The organism is Bacillus sp. FSL L8-0199 (genome assembly GCF_038005705.1).
GTDB classification, from domain to species: Bacteria; Bacillota; Bacilli; order Bacillales; family Bacillaceae_G; genus Bacillus_A; species Bacillus_A cereus.
In genome coordinates this window covers 3,699,313-3,718,710 of record NZ_JBBOTS010000001.1, presented here as the reverse complement: position 1 = coordinate 3,718,710, position 19,398 = coordinate 3,699,313, and the positions used below count along the sequence as shown (strand labels likewise).

Sequence of the window (19,398 nt, the reverse complement as noted above, 5' to 3'; positions counted from 1 at the left end):
GAGCAAAAAAACACGAAAGTGGTTGGTCTGCTTTTTACAAACATCTATTATGATAAGAGAAGAAAGGTAGTATGTTATCAACGTTTTAAAGAGGAAGGTTTTTATGTAAGTTCTTTAATTAAAATAGATGGGTCTTAGAGAGGTGAAAAGACAATGAGTTTTGCAATTTCACTAGTCGTTATTATTGTAATTGTATCGCTATTTGGGACTGTACTAGTTGCAAGAAACGTGGAGGATAATTATGGTAAGTCTACAAAAAGAAATGTGAAAAACTTATCTGCAATCTATATTCTTCTTCTTTTTGTTCTACTGATTGGGGTAACATGGTATGCGGTAATGATCTGATAGTTTGTAAAAGAACTGAAATGAGAGTATGAAGTTGGAATTTTAGAAGGTATCGAGTAATCAGAAAAAGAGCCATTTTGGATATATCTATTTGCGGATAAGAAGATGTGACTAATTAATACTATTTTTCGAGTGAATACTGTTAGTAATAAATTGAGATTAGTTTGTTTTGAGAGGGGACAACTATATGGAATGGAAACCAAATCGTGCAGATAAGACACCTGTATATAAACAAATCGCGGATTATATTGAAAGAGGCATTTCTTCAGGCGAATTTCCTTCTGATAGTAAGTTACCTTCTGAGCGTATGTTAGCAAAGGAATTACAGGTGAACCGGAGTACAATAGTAGCTGCGTATGAAGAATTAAAATCACTTGGAGTAGTAGAACGGCAAAAGGGAAGCGGAACATGGGTCAATACGGACATATGGGGTGTCTCACATAAACGAATACCGAACTGGGGTAGGTACGTGGAGGATGGATCGTTCTTACCTAACGTACCACTCGTTCAACAAATTCGAACGGAAACACAAAAAGATGATTTAATTAATTTAGCAAGCGGTGAACTGTCACCAGAATTAATTCCAAGTGATAGATTTCGAACAATTTTGTCGGAGAAAACATTTATGGAAAACCTCGGTTATGACCATCCACTTGGAAATGAGATGTTGAGAAAAACAATTGCAGCACATGTTCAGCAATATAAACAAATTGAAGCAGATTCAAGCTCTATTCTTATTACGTCAGGAGCACAACAGGCGCTTAATCTTATCGTTCAATGTTTATTAAAACCTGGCGATGCAATCGCGATTGAAGATCCTTCGTATTGTTTTTCGCTCCCAATGTTTAAATCGGCCGGTTTAAACATATTTCATTTACCTGTTGATGAGCATGGAATGAATCCAGATGACTTAATCGATTTGCACAAAAAGCATCGCATTCGTATGGTGTTTTTGAATCCAGATTATCAAAACCCAACGGGTACTGTGCTTTCATTAGCGAGACGTAAAAAAATTTTAGAACTGTCTTCTGAGTTCGGTATACCAATTGTAGAAGATGATCCGTATAGTTTAATTTCTTTTAATGGAGAAGTGAACCCGACATTAAAATCAATGGACCAAAATGGAAATGTTCTTTATATAAGTTCATTATCAAAAATTGTTGCATCAGGATTACGTATTGGATGGATAATTGGTCCTACACGCGTAATTGAGCGTTTAGCAGATGCAAAGCAACAAGTTGATTTTGGCCATAGTGTATTTACGCAGTGGGTAGCAAATCAATTTTTAGAATCAAAGGATTTCCATACACATATTACGATACTTCGTGGACAATTGAAGCAAAGAAGAGATGAATTAATTGCAGAGCTTGAAGGAACATTGGGAGAACGAGTTGAATGTTTCGTGCCAGAGGGTGGAATACATGTATGGTGTAAAGTGAAAGGAAAGTTTGATGAATATCACTTATTAGGTGAATCTATACAGAACGGTGTCGCATTTGTTCCGGGCAGTGTTTTAGGTTCGAAAAATGAATATATACGATTTACGTTTGGTAGAGCGAATATAGAACAAATTCAACTTGGAATTAAACGGTTTGCCGACACACTAAATGAGATTTCATAATATGGATGTGTGATAGTGAAATGAGGGAAAGAAATGAAGTACGTGACGCTTTTACTTCAAGTAGGCGTGCTATATGTATTTAGCCTAGTGGGTACGTGGATTCAAGGAGTATTCCATCTATCAATGCCAGGAAGTTTAATAGGGATGTTAATACTGTTCCTGCTCCTTTCCACTCGCGTTTTACCGTTAAAATGGTTTGAGTTAGGTGCGGAAAAGTTAATCGTATTTTTACCGTTATTTTTAATCCCTTCGACAACAGGGCTCATGGAATACGGGTCTTTTCTTTTCAGTAAGGGGAGTATTATATTCCTTTTAGTAGTTGCAAGTACTGTAGTAACTTTGATTGTTTCAGGGTATATAAGTCAATTATTAGTCACATCAAAAAAATAAAATCGACAAGGTGCACGATTCAAATGGTTTTAATTATTATTACTGTAGCAATTTATTTCTTGGCGACAAAGCTATATAAAAAATTTACGTTTGCATTTACGTTACCAGTGTTAACAGTTACAGCAAGTATGATTTGCTTATTTCTAATTTTGGGTATTTCTCATCATGAGTATAGAGAGAATGGAGGGGATATTCTCTCCGGCTTATTGAGTCCTGCAATTGTAGCGTTAGCGATACCTCTATTTAAAGAGCGAAAAATACTTATGAAAAACTTTTTGTCGATACTTATTGGCGTAGCGGTAGGTATAGTGGCTTTAACCGGTATGAATGTAGTGATTGGTGAGATGTTAAATATAAATAAGGAACTCATAGTAACGACACTGCCGCAATTAGCAACGATGCCAATTGCCATTTCATTATCGGATCAAATTGGTGGTATTCCATCTATGACTTCTAGTTTTGTAGTTGTTGCAGGAATAACAGGTGCTATGATCGGACCAACAGTACTTAAGTTTTTCCGTATAACAAGTACGATTGGAAAAGGAGTTGGAATGGGCTGTGCATCACATATTATCGGTGTGAGTCGTTTAGTGAAAGAAGGCGAGAAAGAGGCGACAATCGGTTCGGTAACGATGATTGTAACTGGAATACTCATTAGTATACTAATACCGTATGGAACGAAATTTATTTTTTAAATGTAATGGAGATGATAACAATGACAACATGGTTTATAGGTACATTATTTGTTTTTGGAGCTATTAAAGTATTAGTTTCTAGCATGCCCACTTCTGTTGTAGAATCAATTATTAGTAGATTTGAATTGCATCAAAAGCTTGAGGCGGAAAATACTTCTATATCGATAGATGGAAAAAATATAGAGGGAGAAATGAAACTACAAGTTATTCATGAATTTAATGAGGCTTTGTTTTTAGATAAACATTATTTCCCGCCGCACGGAGAAGGAACACCGATCGTTATTAACACGAAGAAAGGGAATAAAGAGATTAGATTTTCGCTATATAGCTATGAGGAACATGTTGATGTCATTAAGCAATATAAGAAGAAAGTCGTTGCCTATCGTTTACGCTCTAAAAGCCTTCAAACATTGGCACCATTAGTAATAACGGAAGAGTATGCTTAAGAAGAGACCTATAATGGTCTCTTTATTTTTTTATCCAATTATATACGTTCCAAATAAAAGAATGAAAAATCATATAACCAAATAAAGAATATGTATGATTCCAATTCGCACTATGTACAAATAAACCTAAACTTTCAGCAATCTGTTCAAAAAGGCTAGCACAAATACCGATTGAAATAATAAATAAAATTCTAGAAACTTTAGATAATTTTTTTGAAATGTGTATAAAGATAACTGTTAAAATCGGCAGTACGAACAATGTAAAAGCTATATTCACCGAAAATGTGGATGAGAAGGGCCTAGCCGGAAAAGAATATATTTGTTTATGAACAAAAAAGGCATCTAAGCAAGTTCCAATAATAGAAGAGAGAAAGATTGTAACTACTAATGCTAGAAACTCATTCTTCTTCTCGGAGGAGGACATTTTTCTTTGCGAGAATGGCGAGTTCAATTTTTTCGAGTGTTTTGCAGTAGTCTTCTGTAATTTGTCCATTTATATTTTCCTCCTTATCAACTAAGTAATTTACAACTTGCCAATCGGTAAACCAATCTTCACTGTCAACTGCTTCATGCTTCATATCTCGCCATGCATAGATGAGTGCAGGGCTGTATATGCGATAAGCGCCATTTCGTAACTGGCATTTCTTTATTCGGCGCTTATAAAACTCACGGGAAAAAGATTCATTTACACTTGAAAATAAATGGGGCCAGTAATCTTTCCTAGATCCTGTATGTGGATGGTGTTGAGCCCAGCTTATTATTTGAGATAAAACATGTGTATCTCGAAATAATAATGAGTACAATCTTTTTCCAATTAATATCCGTTCATGTAAGGAAGTGAAATGTTTCATTGTATCACCAAATAGTAATACTTTTTGTTTCTTATCATTTTCGTAGAATGGGAAAAGGATATGATTAAACTGAAAGAAATCAAAGAGTTTAAATCCAATACTATTTAGTACAGTCTTTTTAAATTGTACATTTTGAATCACTCTTTTTTCTAAGTAGTTTTGTTCATTAATAATAGTTGCAATTGCTAAAGTTTTTTTGTTACCTGTTTTCCAAAAATGGTTCCACATCGTTTCCATAAATGTAGAAACATTTAGGTGAGGGAGAAGGTGAAATAACTTTTGTGATCTCTTTACACTTTGTTCGTAAAGTAAAAATTGAGGGTATACATCTTGGAAAATAAGCCAATTCCCTCTTTCTAAAAAAGAAAAAAATATGAATTGATCTTTCTCTGATAAAATTCTCGTATATAAATCGCCCTTTAAATCAGTCATATTCCAACCGCCGTTACGTGATACCATATGCCCAAGCAGTGCCCAATGTATTTCTGGATATTGAATGTAAAATTGGTAGTATGCGCGTGTTCTTGTAACATTATTTTTATTTAGCTGTTCTGTTTGTATTTTTATTTTGTTGATGATGAGTTGTTCTTCTTTCGTTAATTTATACATGGTGCCAGAAGGAATAAGTTTGCTTTTTTGTTTCAATTCATTTTTTACGTCGAATAGGGAGAGAGGCAGTGCTTTGGAAGGTCCGTTATATGTATGATTTGAATTGCTTCGGTCCATTCCGTTACCTCCCTTTTTCATAAATTTAAACATGATTATTGGCTATGAATCATTCTATTTATTTTATTACGAGTATAAGAAATAAATGAGCGGTGTTTTTTACAAGGAATTTATTTATCATGAAAACCGTATAGAAAATCTTACTGTTGTGAGATGAAATGAAAAACAGAAACTACGTTTAATAGTTTCTGTTTTTTTATTTTGTCAATTAAATGTAACAAACGACGATTATGATTTGAATCAATTGAAAATAATTCAATAAATATTATTTAAATTGAGATGTTTCGTAGGAGGAAAAAGAATGTTAAATAAAATAATTTTAATTACTGGTGGGACAGGTTCGTGGGGGCATGAACTTATAAAACAACTATTAGAAAAATCACCGAAAGAAATTAGAATTTTTTCAAGAAATGAAACGGTTCAGTTTGAAATGCAGCAACAGTTTATAAATGATGATAGGTTAAAATTTATTATTGGAGATATTCGTGATAAAGATCAACTAGTCTATGCTTGCCAAGGTGTACATTATGTGTTCCATCTGGCAGCTTTAAAACATGTTCCAGTATGTGAGTATTATCCTTATGAAGCTATAAAAACAAATATACATGGTACGCAAAATGTAATTGAAGCCTCTATACAGATGCAAGTTGAAAAAGTTATATATGTTTCAACGGATAAAGCAGCTGATCCATCAAATACGTATGGGATGACAAAAGCAATTGGTGAAAAATTAATGGTTCATGCGAATATACAAACGAAGAAAACAAAATTCATTTGTGTTCGTGGTGGAAATGTTTTAGGAACGAGTGGAAGTGTAGTACCACTTTTTAAACAACAAATTAAAAAATCTTCAGAAGTAGGGATTACCGATGCGAATATGACTAGATTTTTCTTAACAGTTGAGGATGCTGTTGGATTGTTATTTAAAGCCGTATCTCAAGGTAGAGGCGGGGAAATCTTTGTTATGAAAATGCCGGCATGTAAAATAACAGATTTAGCAGAAGTATTAATTGAATATTCCGGAAAAGAAAAAGTTAAGGTAAAAGAGGTAGGGATAAGACCGGGTGAAAAATTAAGTGAAATGCTTCTATCTGAGGTAGAGAGTAAAACAAGTATAAGTTTTGATCAAAATTATTTTGTGGTACTACCGACTATTCCTATAGAAGGACTTCAAGAATATTATTCTAGCTATCCTCCAGTGGATGTGAAGAGTTTTAGTTCTCAACAAGACTTACTTGAAAAACATGAGGTGAAACAAATGCTATTAAAAGGAGGATTTTTGCGATGAAAAAAAATGCGATCCTTTTAATAACTGGTGCAAATGGTTTCACAGGACGCCATGCTTGCCACTATTTTTTAGAGCAGGGCTTTCATGTAATTCCTATGTTTCAAAATCGTGCACATAGAGAAAAAATTAAAAATGGTATTACTTGTAATTTAACTAATAAGAGCGAAGTAATGAAGGTAATGAAACAAATAAAGCCAGACTACGTATTGCATTTAGCAGGAAGGAATTCGGTCATAGAATCTTGGACAGCTGCCCTTGAATATATAGAGATTAATGTAATAGGAACGTTATATTTATTAGAAGCAATTAAGCAAGAAGCCTCGCATTGTAGAACATTAGTTATAGGATCTGCTTTGCAAGCAAATAGTATGAACGAAATAAAAATTTCGAATCCATATAGTTTAAGTAAAACGATGCAAGTCATTATTGCAGAGGCTTGGGGAGGATTAATGGATTCAAATATTATCATTGCAAAGCCCTCAAATTTAATTGGTCCAGGGGTATCGAATGGTATTTGTTCGATTCTCGCAAAGAAAATGATAGATATAGAATCAGGTAGAAGTAAGGCTATTATCGAAGTAAACAGTTTGAAAGATAGTAGAGATTTTCTAGATGTACGTGATGCGGTCAAAGCGTATCATGTGTTATTACGAGATGGAATAAATGGAAAACAATATAATATCGGATCAGGAGTAAAACGATCTTTATTAGATGTACTAGAACAATATAAAGAATTAACACAGCTAAATTTTTTTATAGAGGAAACAGAGAAAAGTGGGAGCGACTCAAATGAGAGTTTAGCAACAGAGGAAATAAAAAAGTTAGGTTGGATCCCAGAAATTGAATTTCATCAATCATTAAAAGATGTACTTGAGTATGCGAAGTGTAGTGACATCTGCATGCAATGAAAAACAAAAAAGGGTGTAAGAAATATATGAATGGTTATGAAGTAATAGATAATCAAAATACGCTATTTCTTTCAATTGTTGATACGCTGGACTGGAGAGATGAAGAAGCGCATGTATTGCTTATTTATGAGGCAATACATAAATATCAAGCGTATGTAGAAGAAAAAAGGGTCAATCGAATAAAGTCAGCATTAGAGACGGAAACTAGGTATGTGATTCAAATCTTTGCTCAATATGAGTGTAGTGAGTATGGAAATGATTTTTATGAACTCATTAACGATCTTTTAAAAGATATAGAGGTGGAGTTAAAGATTTATATAAAAAATAATAAGTTCATTTACATTTAAAAGGTAAATATAAAGCTAGATTTTTAATAATAAAGGTGGGTATAAGTTATGAGCAAAACGATTCTTTTTACTGGGGGCGGTACAGCCGGACACGTTATGATTAATATTGTATTAATTCCTAAATTTATAGAGAAAGGATGGAGAGTCGAGTATATTGGATCTAAAAATGGAATTGAAAAATCATTAGTGCAAAATGTTAAATACAATAGTGTTTCAACGGGAAAGCTTAGGAGATATTGGGATTGGGAGAATTTTAAAGATCCTTTTAAAATTATACGCGGTTGTTTACAAAGTTATAATTTAATTAAGAAAACAAAGCCTGACGTTATCTTTTCAGCAGGAGGATTTGTTTCAGTTCCTGTAGCTATAGGAGCATGGTTAAATCGTGTGCCTATAATTATACGTGAACCAGATAGCACATTAGGGCTTGCCAATAAAATAGCATTACCTTTTGCTACAAAGCTATGCACAACATTTCCTCAGACAGGAGAAAATGTAAATAATGAGAAGAAGGTTTATGTAGGACCAATTGTAAGGGAAGAAATTGAGAAGGGTAACGTATTACGAGGAAGAAGATATTGTGAATTTCAGCAAGATAAACCAGTATTATTAATTATGGGTGGGAGTCAAGGTGCTAAGTGGATAAATGATATGGTAAGGGAATGTTTAGATACAATACTATTAAACTTTAATATTATTCATATATGTGGTAAAGGGAAGGTAGACCCATCTATTGGCAAGGAGGGGTATATGCAATTTGAATATATAGGCGATGAGTTGCCGCATATACTAAATATGGCAAGTGTTGTAGTTTCAAGAGCGGGTTCTACTGCTATTTCTGAATTGTTATTTTTGAAGAAACCGATGTTGCTTATCCCGTTAACTAACAGTTCCAGTAGAGGAGATCAAGTTTTAAATGCTGAATATTTTTCACAGCAAGGATATGCGGAAGTTATACTCCAAGACAGAGTAAGTACGAATACATTTATACATGCAGTAAATAAGTTGTATACAAATAAGGATAAATATATTCAAAACATGAATGGATATAAGAAAACAAATGATGAGGGGATTCATCAATTAATAGATATAATAAATGAAGTGGTGAAGTAATAGAAATGTAAATAGTAAAAAGGAAAGAAGGTATCTTCTTTCCTTTTTACTATATTTGTTCCAATTCATTATTATTTATTCCAATTAGCTATGTACTATCGGTGAATGCCATTTTCTAATAGCTCAGTAAATGCATGAATATGAATAGGTTTACTGTAATAATAACCTTGAATAAACTGACATTTATTTTTTTGAAGGAAATTTACGTGCTCTTTCGTTTCTACACCTTCAGCAATGACAGACATTCCTAATGTATTTGCTAATGTGATGATCGTTTTAATAATTTCCATTCCATCATCACATGTTTCAGACATTGTAATAAATTCTCTCGGGATTTTTAACGTATCAATTGGATACAAAGGTAAGTAGGCTAGCGAAGAATAACCTGTACCAAAATCGTCGATAGAAATGTGAATCCCTAAACTTTTTAGTGTACGCAGTTTTATCAATGTTTCTCGCTCATCCATCATTGCAATTCGCTCTGTTAATTCAAGATCAAGAGAGCTTGCTGGTAAACCTGTATTTGTTAAAGTAGAAGAAATAGATTTTACAAAATCCTCTTGTTCAAATTCCTTAGCAGATAAATTCACACCTATTTTTAAATGTGAATATCCGAGTGCGTGCCAACGTTTCATTTGCTTGCAAGCCTGCTCTAATGTCCATTTACCTATTGAAATAATTTGTAGTGTTTCTTCTGCAATCGGAATAAACTCGTATGGAGAAATAATACCTAATTCAGGATGATTCCACCTAATTAAAGCTTCTGCACCGATAATTTTATTAGATTCACTATCAACTTGAGGTTGATACAAAAGGAACAATTCTTCATTTTGTAGTGCGTTTGGTAAATCTTTTTCTAATCGCAATCGTCTTTCAATTTTTTTAGCGATTACATCGTCATAAATAGATACAGAGTTAAGTTCTTTTGCTTTTGCATCATACATTGCAACATTAGCGTTTTTTAGAAGTGTAGCGGTATCGATTCCGGAATGTGGATAAATAGCGATGCCGATACTCAGTGATAAAGTTAATTTATGCTCATGTATGATAAATGACTTTTTCATGCATTTAAATAATTGGTTACATAATTGGAATAAGTAATCTTCGTCAGTATAGTTTTCAATTATGATTGTAAATTCATCGCCACCGATTCTTGAAAGATGAGTATGTGATGGAAGACATGATTGGAATCGCTTTGCTACTTCTTCTAATATGTAATCTCCTGATGAATGTCCAAGTGTATCGTTAATTGCTTTAAAGCGATCTAAATCTAAATATAATAATGCAAACTCGCTTTCTGTTATTTTAGCATTTTTTATAACTCTCTTTAATTTCTTATGGAAAAAGGCACGGTTCCCAATTTTCGTTACAGTGTCATGGAATGCTAAATATTTTATTTCTTCTTGCTGTTTTTTTAGTGCAGTAATATCTTTCACCATAATATAGCTTCCTGAAATTTGTCCGTCTATTATAATAGGAATGATTGTAACGTATAAAAAATAAGTAAAGCCATCTTTATATTGAGAACTAAGTTGTAAGAATGCCGATTCTTGTTGTTTCACTTTTTCTAATGCCATTGCTAGCTTATGCTTATCTTCATCTAAAATGATCGAAAAACAAGTTTCACCTAGTAACTCATCTGTTGGTGCCCCAAGTAGTACACTCCCAGCCTTATTTACATTTAAGAATATTCCATTTAAATCAATGGTGAAGATAGGGTCAGGATGATATTCATATAATGATTTAAACTTTTGCTGTTTTTGAGAAAGAGCCTCTGATTTATGAACTAAATCAGACGTCCGTAAAGTAACTTTTTCTTCTAGTTGGGCATTAAATGCCTGCAAACGTTTTGTTAAGGAATTGTTTTGCATACGTACGATAGAATGACGAATGAGTACGAAAATAAAAGTAATACAATTTCCTGTAATGAGAGTTGAAGATGATGTTTGTTCTTTTAATGTAAACCCGATTAGTATTGCAACAGCAAGATAGGGAAATACAACTAAAGCTTTTTTTCCTATTATAGGGTTTACAAGGAAATAATTTTTATGGCTATTATGATCTTCTGAAATAGAGCCAGCTATTGCAATAAGTAATATAGGTATTCTATATAAAAGACGTAATAATATTATCGTTTCAGTTGATAAGTGGTTATTTAAGTAAAAATAAATATAGTTAAAAGTTGCAGAACTTATTAATACAAAAATAAAGATATAAATTTTCCGTTTGGAATTAAAAATTGTTGGACGGAAAAAGAGACTAACACCTAGTAGTAGAAATAATAAATCTGCAATTGGGTATAAAAATGAAAGGAAAACATCTCCTAGTGAAAGAGCGAATATATTTAAATTTGGTTGATTAAATAAATACCATTCTAATGTAAATATGGAAGTAAGCACTATGCATATATCACAAATAAAGAACGCTTTTTCCCATTTATTGCATTCCTTTAAGATTTTATAGCAGAAAGCGATAAGACAGAAAAATAGAAAAAACATATAAAATACATCAGAAACCGTAAAACGATGTATTGGAATTTCGAAGAAGCTATCTTGATATGTATATACTATTTTCCCTAATAAAAAACTACCAATTGCTATTGTAATACATATCCAAAACGGATTTGAACTGACTTTTTTAGAATATATAGAGTAAATCAGTGATACAAATGTAATGGCTTCAACGACAAGTGAAGCGAAGCGTACATCTGAATTTGAAAAATGAGTAGGGAACAGATAGAAAAATATAAAATAGATTGAATAGCATATTAATGTTCCGATTAATATACATAATTGTAAATTTTTATTTAATTTCAATGAAATCACCTTCTTTAATTATGCACTATGTTCGTTATATCTATACATAATAATATTATTTAAGAATTGTATCAGATTTCCTTATAAAAATCATGTTTATAAGGAAAGTGTTAAAGAGTGTAAGTATTCTTAAGGTTTAAAAAATATTGCGGTTGATAGTATAGACTGCATCAAGACTTTAAATAGAAATTGTATATTTAGTCATCCTTTGAATTGTAAAGTTTTTTTAGTGATTTGTAAGTGGAGATGCAAAATTGCATATAAAATGATGAGTATCCTTTTTTGGGGAGCTTTTTATTTTTTAATCTGAAAATTAACATTTGTGAAAATGTTGAGAAAGGATATAAAATAAGAACGTGTATTCTTACAGAGTGGAATAGTATTGCCACTAAATAGGGAGGCTTTTTTATGATATATCGAATTAAAGATGCAGAAATATACTATGAAATTGTGGGAGAGGGTAAACCGGTCATTATCATACATGGCTGCGCCCCTGACCATAGGTTAATGATGAAATGTATGGAATCAGTATTTCAGAAATATGAAGGTTATAAGCGAATATATATTGATTTACCTGGAATGGGAAAATCGAATGCTCCAAATTGGATAAATAGTTCAGATCGTATAGTAGAAGTGCTTATCACATTTATTGAGGAAATCATTTCTACTGAAAAATTTTTATTGGTAGGAGAATCATATGGAGGCTATTTAGCTAAAGGTATACTTGCAAAGATGTTTGAGAGAGTTAGCGGATTACTATTAGTATGTCCTGTTGTTGTAGCGGAGCCAGAAAAAAGGATTCTTCCAGATAAACAGGTAATTGTACAAGATGAGGAATTTTTAAATACGCTCACTTCCACAGAAAGAGAGGAATTTTGTGAGTTAGCTGTAATAGCAAATGAATATACATATAAGCGATTTAAAGAAGAAATTAAGCCTGGGTTAGATGTTGCTAATGATGAATTTATTGAAAGGTTGCAAAAGAATTACTCTCTTACTATGGATTTTCAGCGTGAAAAATATGAAAATCCCGTTCTTTTACTGACTGGAAGACAAGATATATCAGTAGGTTATCAAAATATTATAGAAATTATTGAAGAATATCCAAGGGCAACATTAGCAGTGTTAGATATGGCAGGGCATAATTTGCAAATTGAGCAGCCTGAATTATTTGAGAGTTTAGTAGGAGAATGGATTAGACGAACAAATCAGCACAGTTTATAAAGTATTTTAGTATTACGCCTAAGTGTTGAAATGGGATAAATGAACGTGATTTATTAACTTATCTCGCTATTTTCCTGTAAAAGCCCGATTAGTAAGGGCTAATTAAAGTTTCACTTTATAAAAAATTTTAAGGAGAAATTATGAGCACATATATTTATATGGTTAGACATGGTGAATCACCAAAACTAGAAGGAAATGAAAGAATGCGCGGGTTAACTGAGAGGGGACATATGGATGCCCGTAGAGTAACTGACATATTAAAAGCGGAGAGGATTGATACTGTTATTTCAAGTCCTTATAATCGGGCTATGCTAACGATAGAGGAGTCAGCTAATTTCCATGAAAAAGAAATAGTAGTATATGAAAATCTTAAAGAGTGTATGTTTTCAAGTGAGGATCAGGTTATATCAGACAAAGAGGTGTATCCACTTGTACAGAAGATGTTCTCTAATCCGGACTTTGCACGAACGGAAGGAGAGTCATATGCAGATTGCCAGAGAAGAGTAGTGAAAGTATTAAAAGAAATCTTAATGGATTTTCAAGGATGCAAAATTGTAATTGGTACACATGGGCTTGTCATGACATTAATGATGAACTATTTTGATAAACAATATGGTTTTGAATTTTTAATGAATACGTCAAAACCGGATATATATAAGATGGAGTTTAAAGAAGAACAATTAATGAATGTAGAGAGATTATGGAAAGAGGAATAAAATTAGTTGCATGGATTTTGTTGTAAAAGTTACTTTTATAGCAAAGTCTTTTTTTTGAATAGAAAGCATCTTTATCAACTATTTTTAGAATGTTAAATCAATAAGTAATTATTCAGTCTTTGAATAAATTATGGAGAAATTGGTTTAGGGAAACAATTTTAAATGTGTCAAAACTCCAAACGTTGGATTTATATTCAATAGGAGAAAAAGATGTAGAATTTTGTCTTACAGTCCCCGTTTACTTTTCATTTCATTACATATAGGCTTTGTGGTGTAAGGGAGACATTGCCTTTACGCAAAATCTATAAGGAGGTCATTGTAATGAAACAGATTAAAAAGTTTGCGGGAGTTGCTTTAGCGGGGACGATTGGATTAAGTGGACTACTGTTTTTAGAACCAAGTGTAAGCGTTGCGGAAGCACAGCAAGTGAAAGTAGAAAATTTCAATACAATTGATGTAACGATGAATCTAAATGAATTGTATGTATTAAGTGGCAGAAGTATTGATATTCTTTCTGGAGATAAAGAAGCAATTCAGTTAAATAAATACACAATTAGTTTTAATAAACCTGGGAAGTATGTGATTAAAGTAAATGGCTGTATTTATGATGATGTATATACTTTTATTGTAAATGAGTAGTATATATTCTTAAATTGCGAGATAAAAACAGAAACACCCTATTTACGGTGAGAGTCGTAAATAGGGTGGATTTATTTGTATTAAGCTGTACTTTAAAGATGTTCACTAATTTTCTTTTTGCCATGTAAAGTATGTAAAAGTGTTTGAAACATCTTAAATGATTGCTGAAAGATTGGACTTTGAATAAAGGTGTACAGAAAAGTTACGATGAAAACAGGACCTCCTAGCATAAATCCAATAACTAGTACAATACATTCTACTATGATTCTAGCACGGCTAATAGAAAGTCCTGTTTTGTCTGAAATAGTAAGCATGAATCCATCACGGGGTCCAGCGCCAATCCCAGCTGCAACGTACATACCTCCACCGATACCTGTAATGGCAATACCAGAAAATAAAATGAGTAAGTTTATCCATAAATAATTACTAGCTTCTGGAAGCATGTTTGATTGTAAGAAAAAGTCCATAATGGGACCGATAAGTAGTGCATTCAAAAATGTCCCCACATTTATATATTTTCGATCTACTAGTAAAGATATTAGAACGAGACATAACCCACATATGACACTCCACGTACCGATGGTCCATCCAAACTTTTGGTAGAGAGCCATATTTAAAACTTCCCAGGGGTGCAAGCCGAGAAATTTAACTTTGACTGCGAGAGCGTTTCCAAGGCCAAAGAAAATTAATCCTAAGAAAAAAAGAAAATAGCGAAAGAGAGTTAGCCTCATCTTTAAAACCTCCCATATTTTATAATTATGTATGTTACCTGTTACGGTTTTAATGTACAAATATTATGTCTTTTTATCATGCGTTTAAAAGTGTTAACAATGTAAATGAAATATACATCTTCACAGTCAAAAAAGTTAAAATATTTCGTTTTAAGGATTATAATGGAGGGAGAAACATAAAAGGGAGTGAATGAACTTGAAACAAGAACTTATTGAAAGATTTACGAGATATGTAAAAATTGATACGCAATCAAATGAAGAAAGCCATACAGTACCAACAACACCAGGACAAATTGAGTTTGGTAAGTTATTAGTGGAAGAGCTAAAAGAAATTGGTTTAACAGAAGTAACGATGGATGATAATGGCTATGTAATGGCAACACTTCCAGCTAATACGGACAAGGATGTTCCTGTAATTGGATTTTTAGCCCATTTAGATACAGCAACAGACTTTACAGGGAAAAACGTCAAACCACAAATTCATGAAAATTTTGATGGTAATGCAATTACGTTAAATGAAGAGCTAAATGTTGTGTTAACACCAGAGCAGTTCCCGGAATTACCATCATATAAAGGACATACCATTATTACAACTGATGGTACAACACTTCTAGGAGCAGATGATAAAGCTGGTCTTACAGAAATTATGGTTGCAATGAACCATTTAATACATAATCCGCAAATTAAGCACGGGAAAATAAGAGTAGCATTTACACCGGATGAAGAAATTGGTCGTGGGCCAGCGCATTTTGATGTAGAAGCGTTTGGTGCATCATTCGCTTATACGATGGATGGAGGTCCATTAGGTGGTTTAGAGTATGAAAGTTTTAATGCTGCAGGTGCTAAGTTAACGTTTAACGGAACGAATACACATCCTGGAACAGCGAAAAATAAAATGCGCAATGCTACTAAACTGGCTATGGAGTTTAACGGGTATTTACCAGTAGAAGAGGCGCCAGAATATACAGAAGGCTATGAAGGATTCTATCATTTACTTTCTTTAAATGGTGATGTTGAGCAAAGTAAAGCGTATTATATTATTCGAGACTTTGATCGTGAAAATTTTGAGGCGCGTAAAAATAACGTTAAAAATATTGTGAAGACTATGCAAGAAAAGTATGGCGAAGATGCAGTCGTTTTAGAAATGAACGATCAATACTATAACATGCTTGAAAAAATTGAACCGGTAAGAGAAATTGTTGATATTGCATATGAAGCAATGAAAAGTTTAGACATTGAACCAAATATTCATCCGATTCGCGGAGGCACAGATGGATCACAATTATCATATATGGGATTACCGACGCCGAACATTTTCACTGGTGGTGAAAATTATCACGGTAAATTTGAATATGTTTCGGTAGATACTATGGAAAAAGCCGTTCAAGTTATTGTGGAAATTGCAAGACGTTTTGAGGAGCAAGCTTAAAAAAGAACCAAGTAGTACGAATGTGCTACTTGGTTTTTTTAATATAGTACTCGCCACAAATAAAAAGTCGCATAAGACTCCCAATTAGCCCAGTTTGCCGCGAAACCTTTTATTTCATTTTTAGTCGGTTTATTTTCGGAACCTGTTATAAATTTAATTGCATTATGGAGACCAACATCATCAATTGGAAAAGCTGAAGGAAATCTTAAACAACGCATTAAAACATAGTTGGCAGTCCATGGTCCTATACCATGGATAGCGGTTAATTGTTTCTCAGCAACCTTTACATCTTGTGTTTGCAGTAAATCCTCTTTTGATAGTTTTCTCTCTGTAATAAGCTTCGCAATACCGATTAAATATTCACATTTTCTAGTCGTCATTTTTAATTGTTGGAGATCTTCTACATGTAGATTTGCAATTGTTTCAGGTGATGGGAATATCCAATGCTTTCTACCGTCCCATTCTACATAACTGCCAAATTGCTCAACTAATCTTCTTTTTAGCGTATAAGCATATGTTAAGTTAATTTGTTGACCGATAATTCCCCAGGAAAGTGCCTCAAATAAGTCTGGAATACCTAAATTACGAAGGCCATAATATTGTTCAATTGGTCCTTGAAGGAGTAAATCATGTTTAGCTAATGTATAAAAGGGAGCTAAATCAGTAGTTAAATCAAACCATTCTTTTACATAGTTAGCTACAGCATCGCTTACCCATCTTTCATGAGTATATAACTCTCCTAAAAAACGTATTTGAATATTGCCATCAGTATTCAAACTAATTTCAACTAAAGGATTTACATCTTGAACAGGGATAACTTTATAAATTTTATTGTCTTCAATATGAAACATACATTCATTGTTAGAACGTGATAGATAACGTAAATTTTCTTGGAAACAAAATTCTTTTGGAACTGCTATAGATAATGCGCTATTATATTCTGCTGTCATATGAATTCCACCTATAACTTTTCTAATGTAAGCAATTTTTTCTTCATTTCTAATCCACCCCTAAATCCGGTTAGTTTCCCATTCTTCCCAATAACACGGTGACAAGGAATAGTAATAAGGAGAGGGTTAGCAGCAATAGCAGAAGCAACGGCGCGCACAGCTTTAGGTTTTTGAATTTTTTCAGCAATTTCTGTATAAGAATATGTCTTTCCATAAGGAATTTCACGTACCGTATTCCAAACAGATAATTGAAAATTAGTTCCATAAGCATCGATAGGAAATGTAAAAGTTTCTCGCTTGTTTTCTAAATACTCGATAACTTCTTGCGTATATATTTGCAAGTAATCTGGACTATGAATCAATATATGTTGGGGCAGTTTTTTTCTAGCCCATATATTTAATTCTTCAAAGTTTTCGTCTTGTGATCCAATGAAACATAGTCCATTTTCAGTTGCAGCAATATGAAATCGCCAATTTTTATGTGTAAGTAGCGTCCAATATATATAATTATTTTTGTAGGAATTCATTATCGTATCCCTCTTTCATTTCGTTCTTTTTTCGATATTCAGTAGGAGTAAATCCGGTTTTCTTTTTAAATAAAGTTGCGAAATACTCTGGGTTTTCTATCCCGACAGCAGTACTAATTTCTTTAATAGATTGATTTGTGTGTAAAAGGTATTTGGTTGCTTTAAGAACCCTAAATTGTTGTATATATTCTATAGGAGTTAGCCCTATTATTCTTTTGAAAGTACGCTGTAAATGAAAAGGGCTACCGTGACACATTTCCGCAAGCATGTCGAGAGTTAAGGATTCGTCATAATGCTTTTCGATATAGTCTTTAATTTGTTCTACCCACTCTTCATTAGGTAAAGTGATCCCATTTGGCTTACAACGTTTGCACGGGCGAAAGTTTTCGCTTAATGCTTGCTCTGCATGATGAAAAATTCGTACATTGTTTCTATTCGGTATTCTTGATTTGCATGATGGCCTGCAAAAAATTCCAGTTGATTTCACAGCATAAAAGAATTTGCTATCATAGGAAGAATCATTATGAATAATTGCTTGCCAATACTCATTTGTTAATATAACTCCTTCATTGTGCAAAGAACATCACCTCTGAAATTAGTATAACCTGAATAAAGTGCGTATGTATGTATTCATAAATGTAAGAGCAAGATTACAAAGGTGAAAATATGATTGTTTTTCTATTTTGTGATAGCATGAAATTTGGAAATAAACATCAAGAGGAGGGCTAAAAGTGAAGTTAATTTCATGGAATGTAAATGGTTTGCGAGCAGTTATCGCAAAAGGTGGATTCTTGGAATATCTCGAGGAATCAAGTGCTGATATATTTTGTCTACAAGAGATTAAATTACAAGAAGGGCAAATTGATTTAAATCTAGAGGGATATTATACATACTGGAATTATGCTGTGAAAAAAGGATATTCAGGAACTGCTATTTTTTCGAAAAAAGAACCGCTTTCAGTTACATATGGTTTAGACATTGAAGAGCATGATCAAGAAGGGCGACTTATTACTTTAGAATTCGAAGATTTTTATATGATAACGTTATATACACCAAATTCAAAACGTGGATTAGAACGATTAGATTACAGAATGAAATGGGAAGATGATTTCAGGTCCTATATCAAACGATTAGATGAGAAAAAACCAGTTATTTTTTGTGGAGACTTAAATGTTGCTCATAAAGAAATCGATTTGAAAAATCCAAAAAGTAATCGTAAAAATCCTGGATTCTCTGATGAGGAGCGAGAGAAATTTTCATGTATTTTAGAAGAAGGATTTACTGATACATATCGTTACCTTTATCCTGATCAAGAAAGTGCATACTCGTGGTGGTCGTATCGTATGGGCGCGAGAGCGAAAAATATCGGATGGCGTTTAGATTATTTTGTTGTTTCGGAAAGAATGAAAGACCAAATAACAGAAGCGAAAATTAATAGTGAAGTGATGGGATCAGACCATTGTCCAGTTGAATTGCATATAAATTTCTAAAAAAAGAAGTATCTCCCTAATATTAGGGAGATACTTCTTTTTTTAATTCAGTTTGTTAAAATTTTTCAAATCATTCTTGAAATAATTTCATATTAAATATATACTTAGTAACGATAATCATTATCAGTGAAAAAGATTATCAAGTG

Annotated in this window: 21 protein-coding genes; 14 read left to right on the top strand and 7 right to left on the bottom strand. The window is 32.9% G+C overall.

Annotated elements, in window-relative coordinates:
- Window positions 1-153: 153 nt before the first annotated feature.
- The 5 genes from NST86_RS19000 to NST86_RS18980 all read left to right on the top strand — a co-directional run bounded on the left by NST86_RS19000 (window position 154) and on the right by NST86_RS18980 (window position 3,497).
- Window positions 154-345, top strand: coding sequence for a hypothetical protein (locus tag NST86_RS19000; RefSeq protein ID WP_000006451.1), 192 nt, complete (start codon window positions 154-156; stop codon window positions 343-345).
- 187 nt (window positions 346-532) lie between these two features.
- On the top strand, window positions 533-1,966 hold the full coding sequence (gene pdxR / locus NST86_RS18995; protein WP_016118510.1) for a MocR-like pyridoxine biosynthesis transcription factor PdxR: 1,434 nt from the start codon (window positions 533-535) through the stop codon (window positions 1,964-1,966).
- A 33-nt stretch (window positions 1,967-1,999) separates the two neighbouring features.
- Window positions 2,000-2,356 (top strand): CidA/LrgA family holin-like protein, encoded by a 357-nt coding sequence (locus tag NST86_RS18990; RefSeq protein WP_000878489.1) that lies wholly within the window; start codon window positions 2,000-2,002, stop codon window positions 2,354-2,356.
- 23 nt (window positions 2,357-2,379) lie between these two features.
- Complete coding sequence (locus tag NST86_RS18985; RefSeq protein ID WP_000242948.1) at window positions 2,380-3,051, top strand: LrgB family protein; 672 nt, start codon at window positions 2,380-2,382, stop codon at window positions 3,049-3,051.
- Window positions 3,052-3,071: 20 nt separating this feature from the next.
- Window positions 3,072-3,497 carry a YfmQ family protein gene (locus NST86_RS18980; RefSeq protein ID WP_016118507.1) on the top strand — a complete coding sequence of 142 codons (426 nt, stop codon included), beginning with the start codon at window positions 3,072-3,074 and terminating at the stop codon, window positions 3,495-3,497.
- 22 nt (window positions 3,498-3,519) lie between these two features.
- Here the strand turns inward: NST86_RS18980 and NST86_RS18975 are convergent, their stop codons facing one another.
- A complete protein-coding gene (locus NST86_RS18975; RefSeq protein ID WP_033683151.1) occupies window positions 3,520-3,921 on the bottom strand; it encodes a CBO0543 family protein in 402 nt (133 codons plus the stop codon).
- The gene (locus tag NST86_RS18970; protein WP_016118506.1) at window positions 3,896-5,074 is read right to left on the bottom strand and encodes a DUF2515 domain-containing protein; all 1,179 of its coding nucleotides are present in this window, start codon (window positions 5,072-5,074) and stop codon (window positions 3,896-3,898) included. Before NST86_RS18970 ends, NST86_RS18975 begins: the two co-directional genes overlap by 26 nt.
- Before the next feature lie 301 nt (window positions 5,075-5,375).
- On the opposite strand from NST86_RS18970, the gene NST86_RS18965 reads away from it, so the two are divergent.
- Genes NST86_RS18965 through NST86_RS18950 form a run of 4 tightly spaced genes read left to right on the top strand, consistent with a single transcriptional unit; the run spans window position 5,376 to window position 8,730 of the window.
- A complete protein-coding gene (locus NST86_RS18965; RefSeq protein ID WP_016118505.1) occupies window positions 5,376-6,362 on the top strand; it encodes a UDP-N-acetylglucosamine 4,6-dehydratase family protein in 987 nt (328 codons plus the stop codon).
- Window positions 6,359-7,270 carry an NAD-dependent epimerase/dehydratase family protein gene (locus NST86_RS18960; RefSeq protein WP_000739017.1) on the top strand — a complete coding sequence of 304 codons (912 nt, stop codon included), beginning with the start codon at window positions 6,359-6,361 and terminating at the stop codon, window positions 7,268-7,270. Before NST86_RS18965 ends, NST86_RS18960 begins: the two co-directional genes overlap by 4 nt.
- Complete coding sequence (locus NST86_RS18955) at window positions 7,267-7,617, top strand: DUF6572 domain-containing protein (protein ID WP_002098140.1); 351 nt, start codon at window positions 7,267-7,269, stop codon at window positions 7,615-7,617. The genes NST86_RS18960 and NST86_RS18955 overlap by 4 nt, the downstream gene beginning before the upstream one ends.
- Before the next feature lie 48 nt (window positions 7,618-7,665).
- Complete coding sequence (locus NST86_RS18950) at window positions 7,666-8,730, top strand: undecaprenyldiphospho-muramoylpentapeptide beta-N-acetylglucosaminyltransferase (protein ID WP_000047558.1); 1,065 nt, start codon at window positions 7,666-7,668, stop codon at window positions 8,728-8,730.
- A gap of 95 nt (window positions 8,731-8,825) precedes the next feature.
- On the opposite strand, the gene NST86_RS18945 is transcribed toward NST86_RS18950, so the two are convergent.
- Entirely contained in the window at window positions 8,826-11,546 is a 2,721-nt protein-coding gene (locus tag NST86_RS18945; protein ID WP_000773536.1) for a bifunctional diguanylate cyclase/phosphodiesterase, read from the bottom strand.
- A 408-nt stretch (window positions 11,547-11,954) separates the two neighbouring features.
- Here NST86_RS18945 and NST86_RS18940 point away from each other — a divergent pair, with 408 nt between their 5' ends.
- From NST86_RS18940 to NST86_RS18930, 3 genes are all read left to right on the top strand, one after another.
- Window positions 11,955-12,770, top strand: a complete 816-nt coding sequence (locus NST86_RS18940) for an alpha/beta fold hydrolase (RefSeq protein ID WP_000640332.1) — start codon at window positions 11,955-11,957, stop codon at window positions 12,768-12,770.
- A gap of 140 nt (window positions 12,771-12,910) precedes the next feature.
- Window positions 12,911-13,486 (top strand): histidine phosphatase family protein, encoded by a 576-nt coding sequence (locus NST86_RS18935; protein ID WP_227593088.1) that lies wholly within the window; start codon window positions 12,911-12,913, stop codon window positions 13,484-13,486.
- Between the two features lie 321 nt (window positions 13,487-13,807).
- Window positions 13,808-14,125 (top strand): hypothetical protein, encoded by a 318-nt coding sequence (locus NST86_RS18930; protein WP_000809495.1) that lies wholly within the window; start codon window positions 13,808-13,810, stop codon window positions 14,123-14,125.
- A gap of 92 nt (window positions 14,126-14,217) precedes the next feature.
- Here NST86_RS18930 and NST86_RS18925 read toward each other — a convergent pair whose 3' ends face one another.
- Window positions 14,218-14,856: a YczE/YyaS/YitT family protein gene (locus NST86_RS18925; RefSeq protein WP_001241259.1), complete on the bottom strand. Its 639-nt coding sequence runs from the start codon at window positions 14,854-14,856 to the stop codon at window positions 14,218-14,220.
- Between the two features lie 196 nt (window positions 14,857-15,052).
- On the opposite strand from NST86_RS18925, the gene pepT reads away from it, so the two are divergent.
- Window positions 15,053-16,285, top strand: coding sequence for a peptidase T (gene pepT, locus NST86_RS18920; protein WP_000807014.1), 1,233 nt, complete (start codon window positions 15,053-15,055; stop codon window positions 16,283-16,285).
- A gap of 38 nt (window positions 16,286-16,323) precedes the next feature.
- Here the strand turns inward: pepT and NST86_RS18915 are convergent, their stop codons facing one another.
- Genes NST86_RS18915 through NST86_RS18905 form a run of 3 tightly spaced genes read right to left on the bottom strand, consistent with a single transcriptional unit; the run spans window position 16,324 to window position 18,339 of the window.
- On the bottom strand, window positions 16,324-17,235 hold the full coding sequence (locus tag NST86_RS18915) for a DNA-3-methyladenine glycosylase 2 (protein WP_000123499.1): 912 nt from the start codon (window positions 17,233-17,235) through the stop codon (window positions 16,324-16,326).
- A gap of 11 nt (window positions 17,236-17,246) precedes the next feature.
- On the bottom strand, window positions 17,247-17,762 hold the full coding sequence (locus NST86_RS18910; RefSeq protein ID WP_001089837.1) for a methylated-DNA--[protein]-cysteine S-methyltransferase: 516 nt from the start codon (window positions 17,760-17,762) through the stop codon (window positions 17,247-17,249).
- A complete protein-coding gene (locus tag NST86_RS18905) occupies window positions 17,743-18,339 on the bottom strand; it encodes a bifunctional transcriptional activator/DNA repair enzyme AdaA (RefSeq protein WP_000551300.1) in 597 nt (198 codons plus the stop codon). The genes NST86_RS18910 and NST86_RS18905 overlap by 20 nt, the downstream gene beginning before the upstream one ends.
- A gap of 154 nt (window positions 18,340-18,493) precedes the next feature.
- Between NST86_RS18905 and NST86_RS18900 the strand changes: the two genes are divergently transcribed.
- Complete coding sequence (locus tag NST86_RS18900; protein WP_000767617.1) at window positions 18,494-19,252, top strand: exodeoxyribonuclease III; 759 nt, start codon at window positions 18,494-18,496, stop codon at window positions 19,250-19,252.
- Window positions 19,253-19,398: the final 146 nt, after the last annotated feature.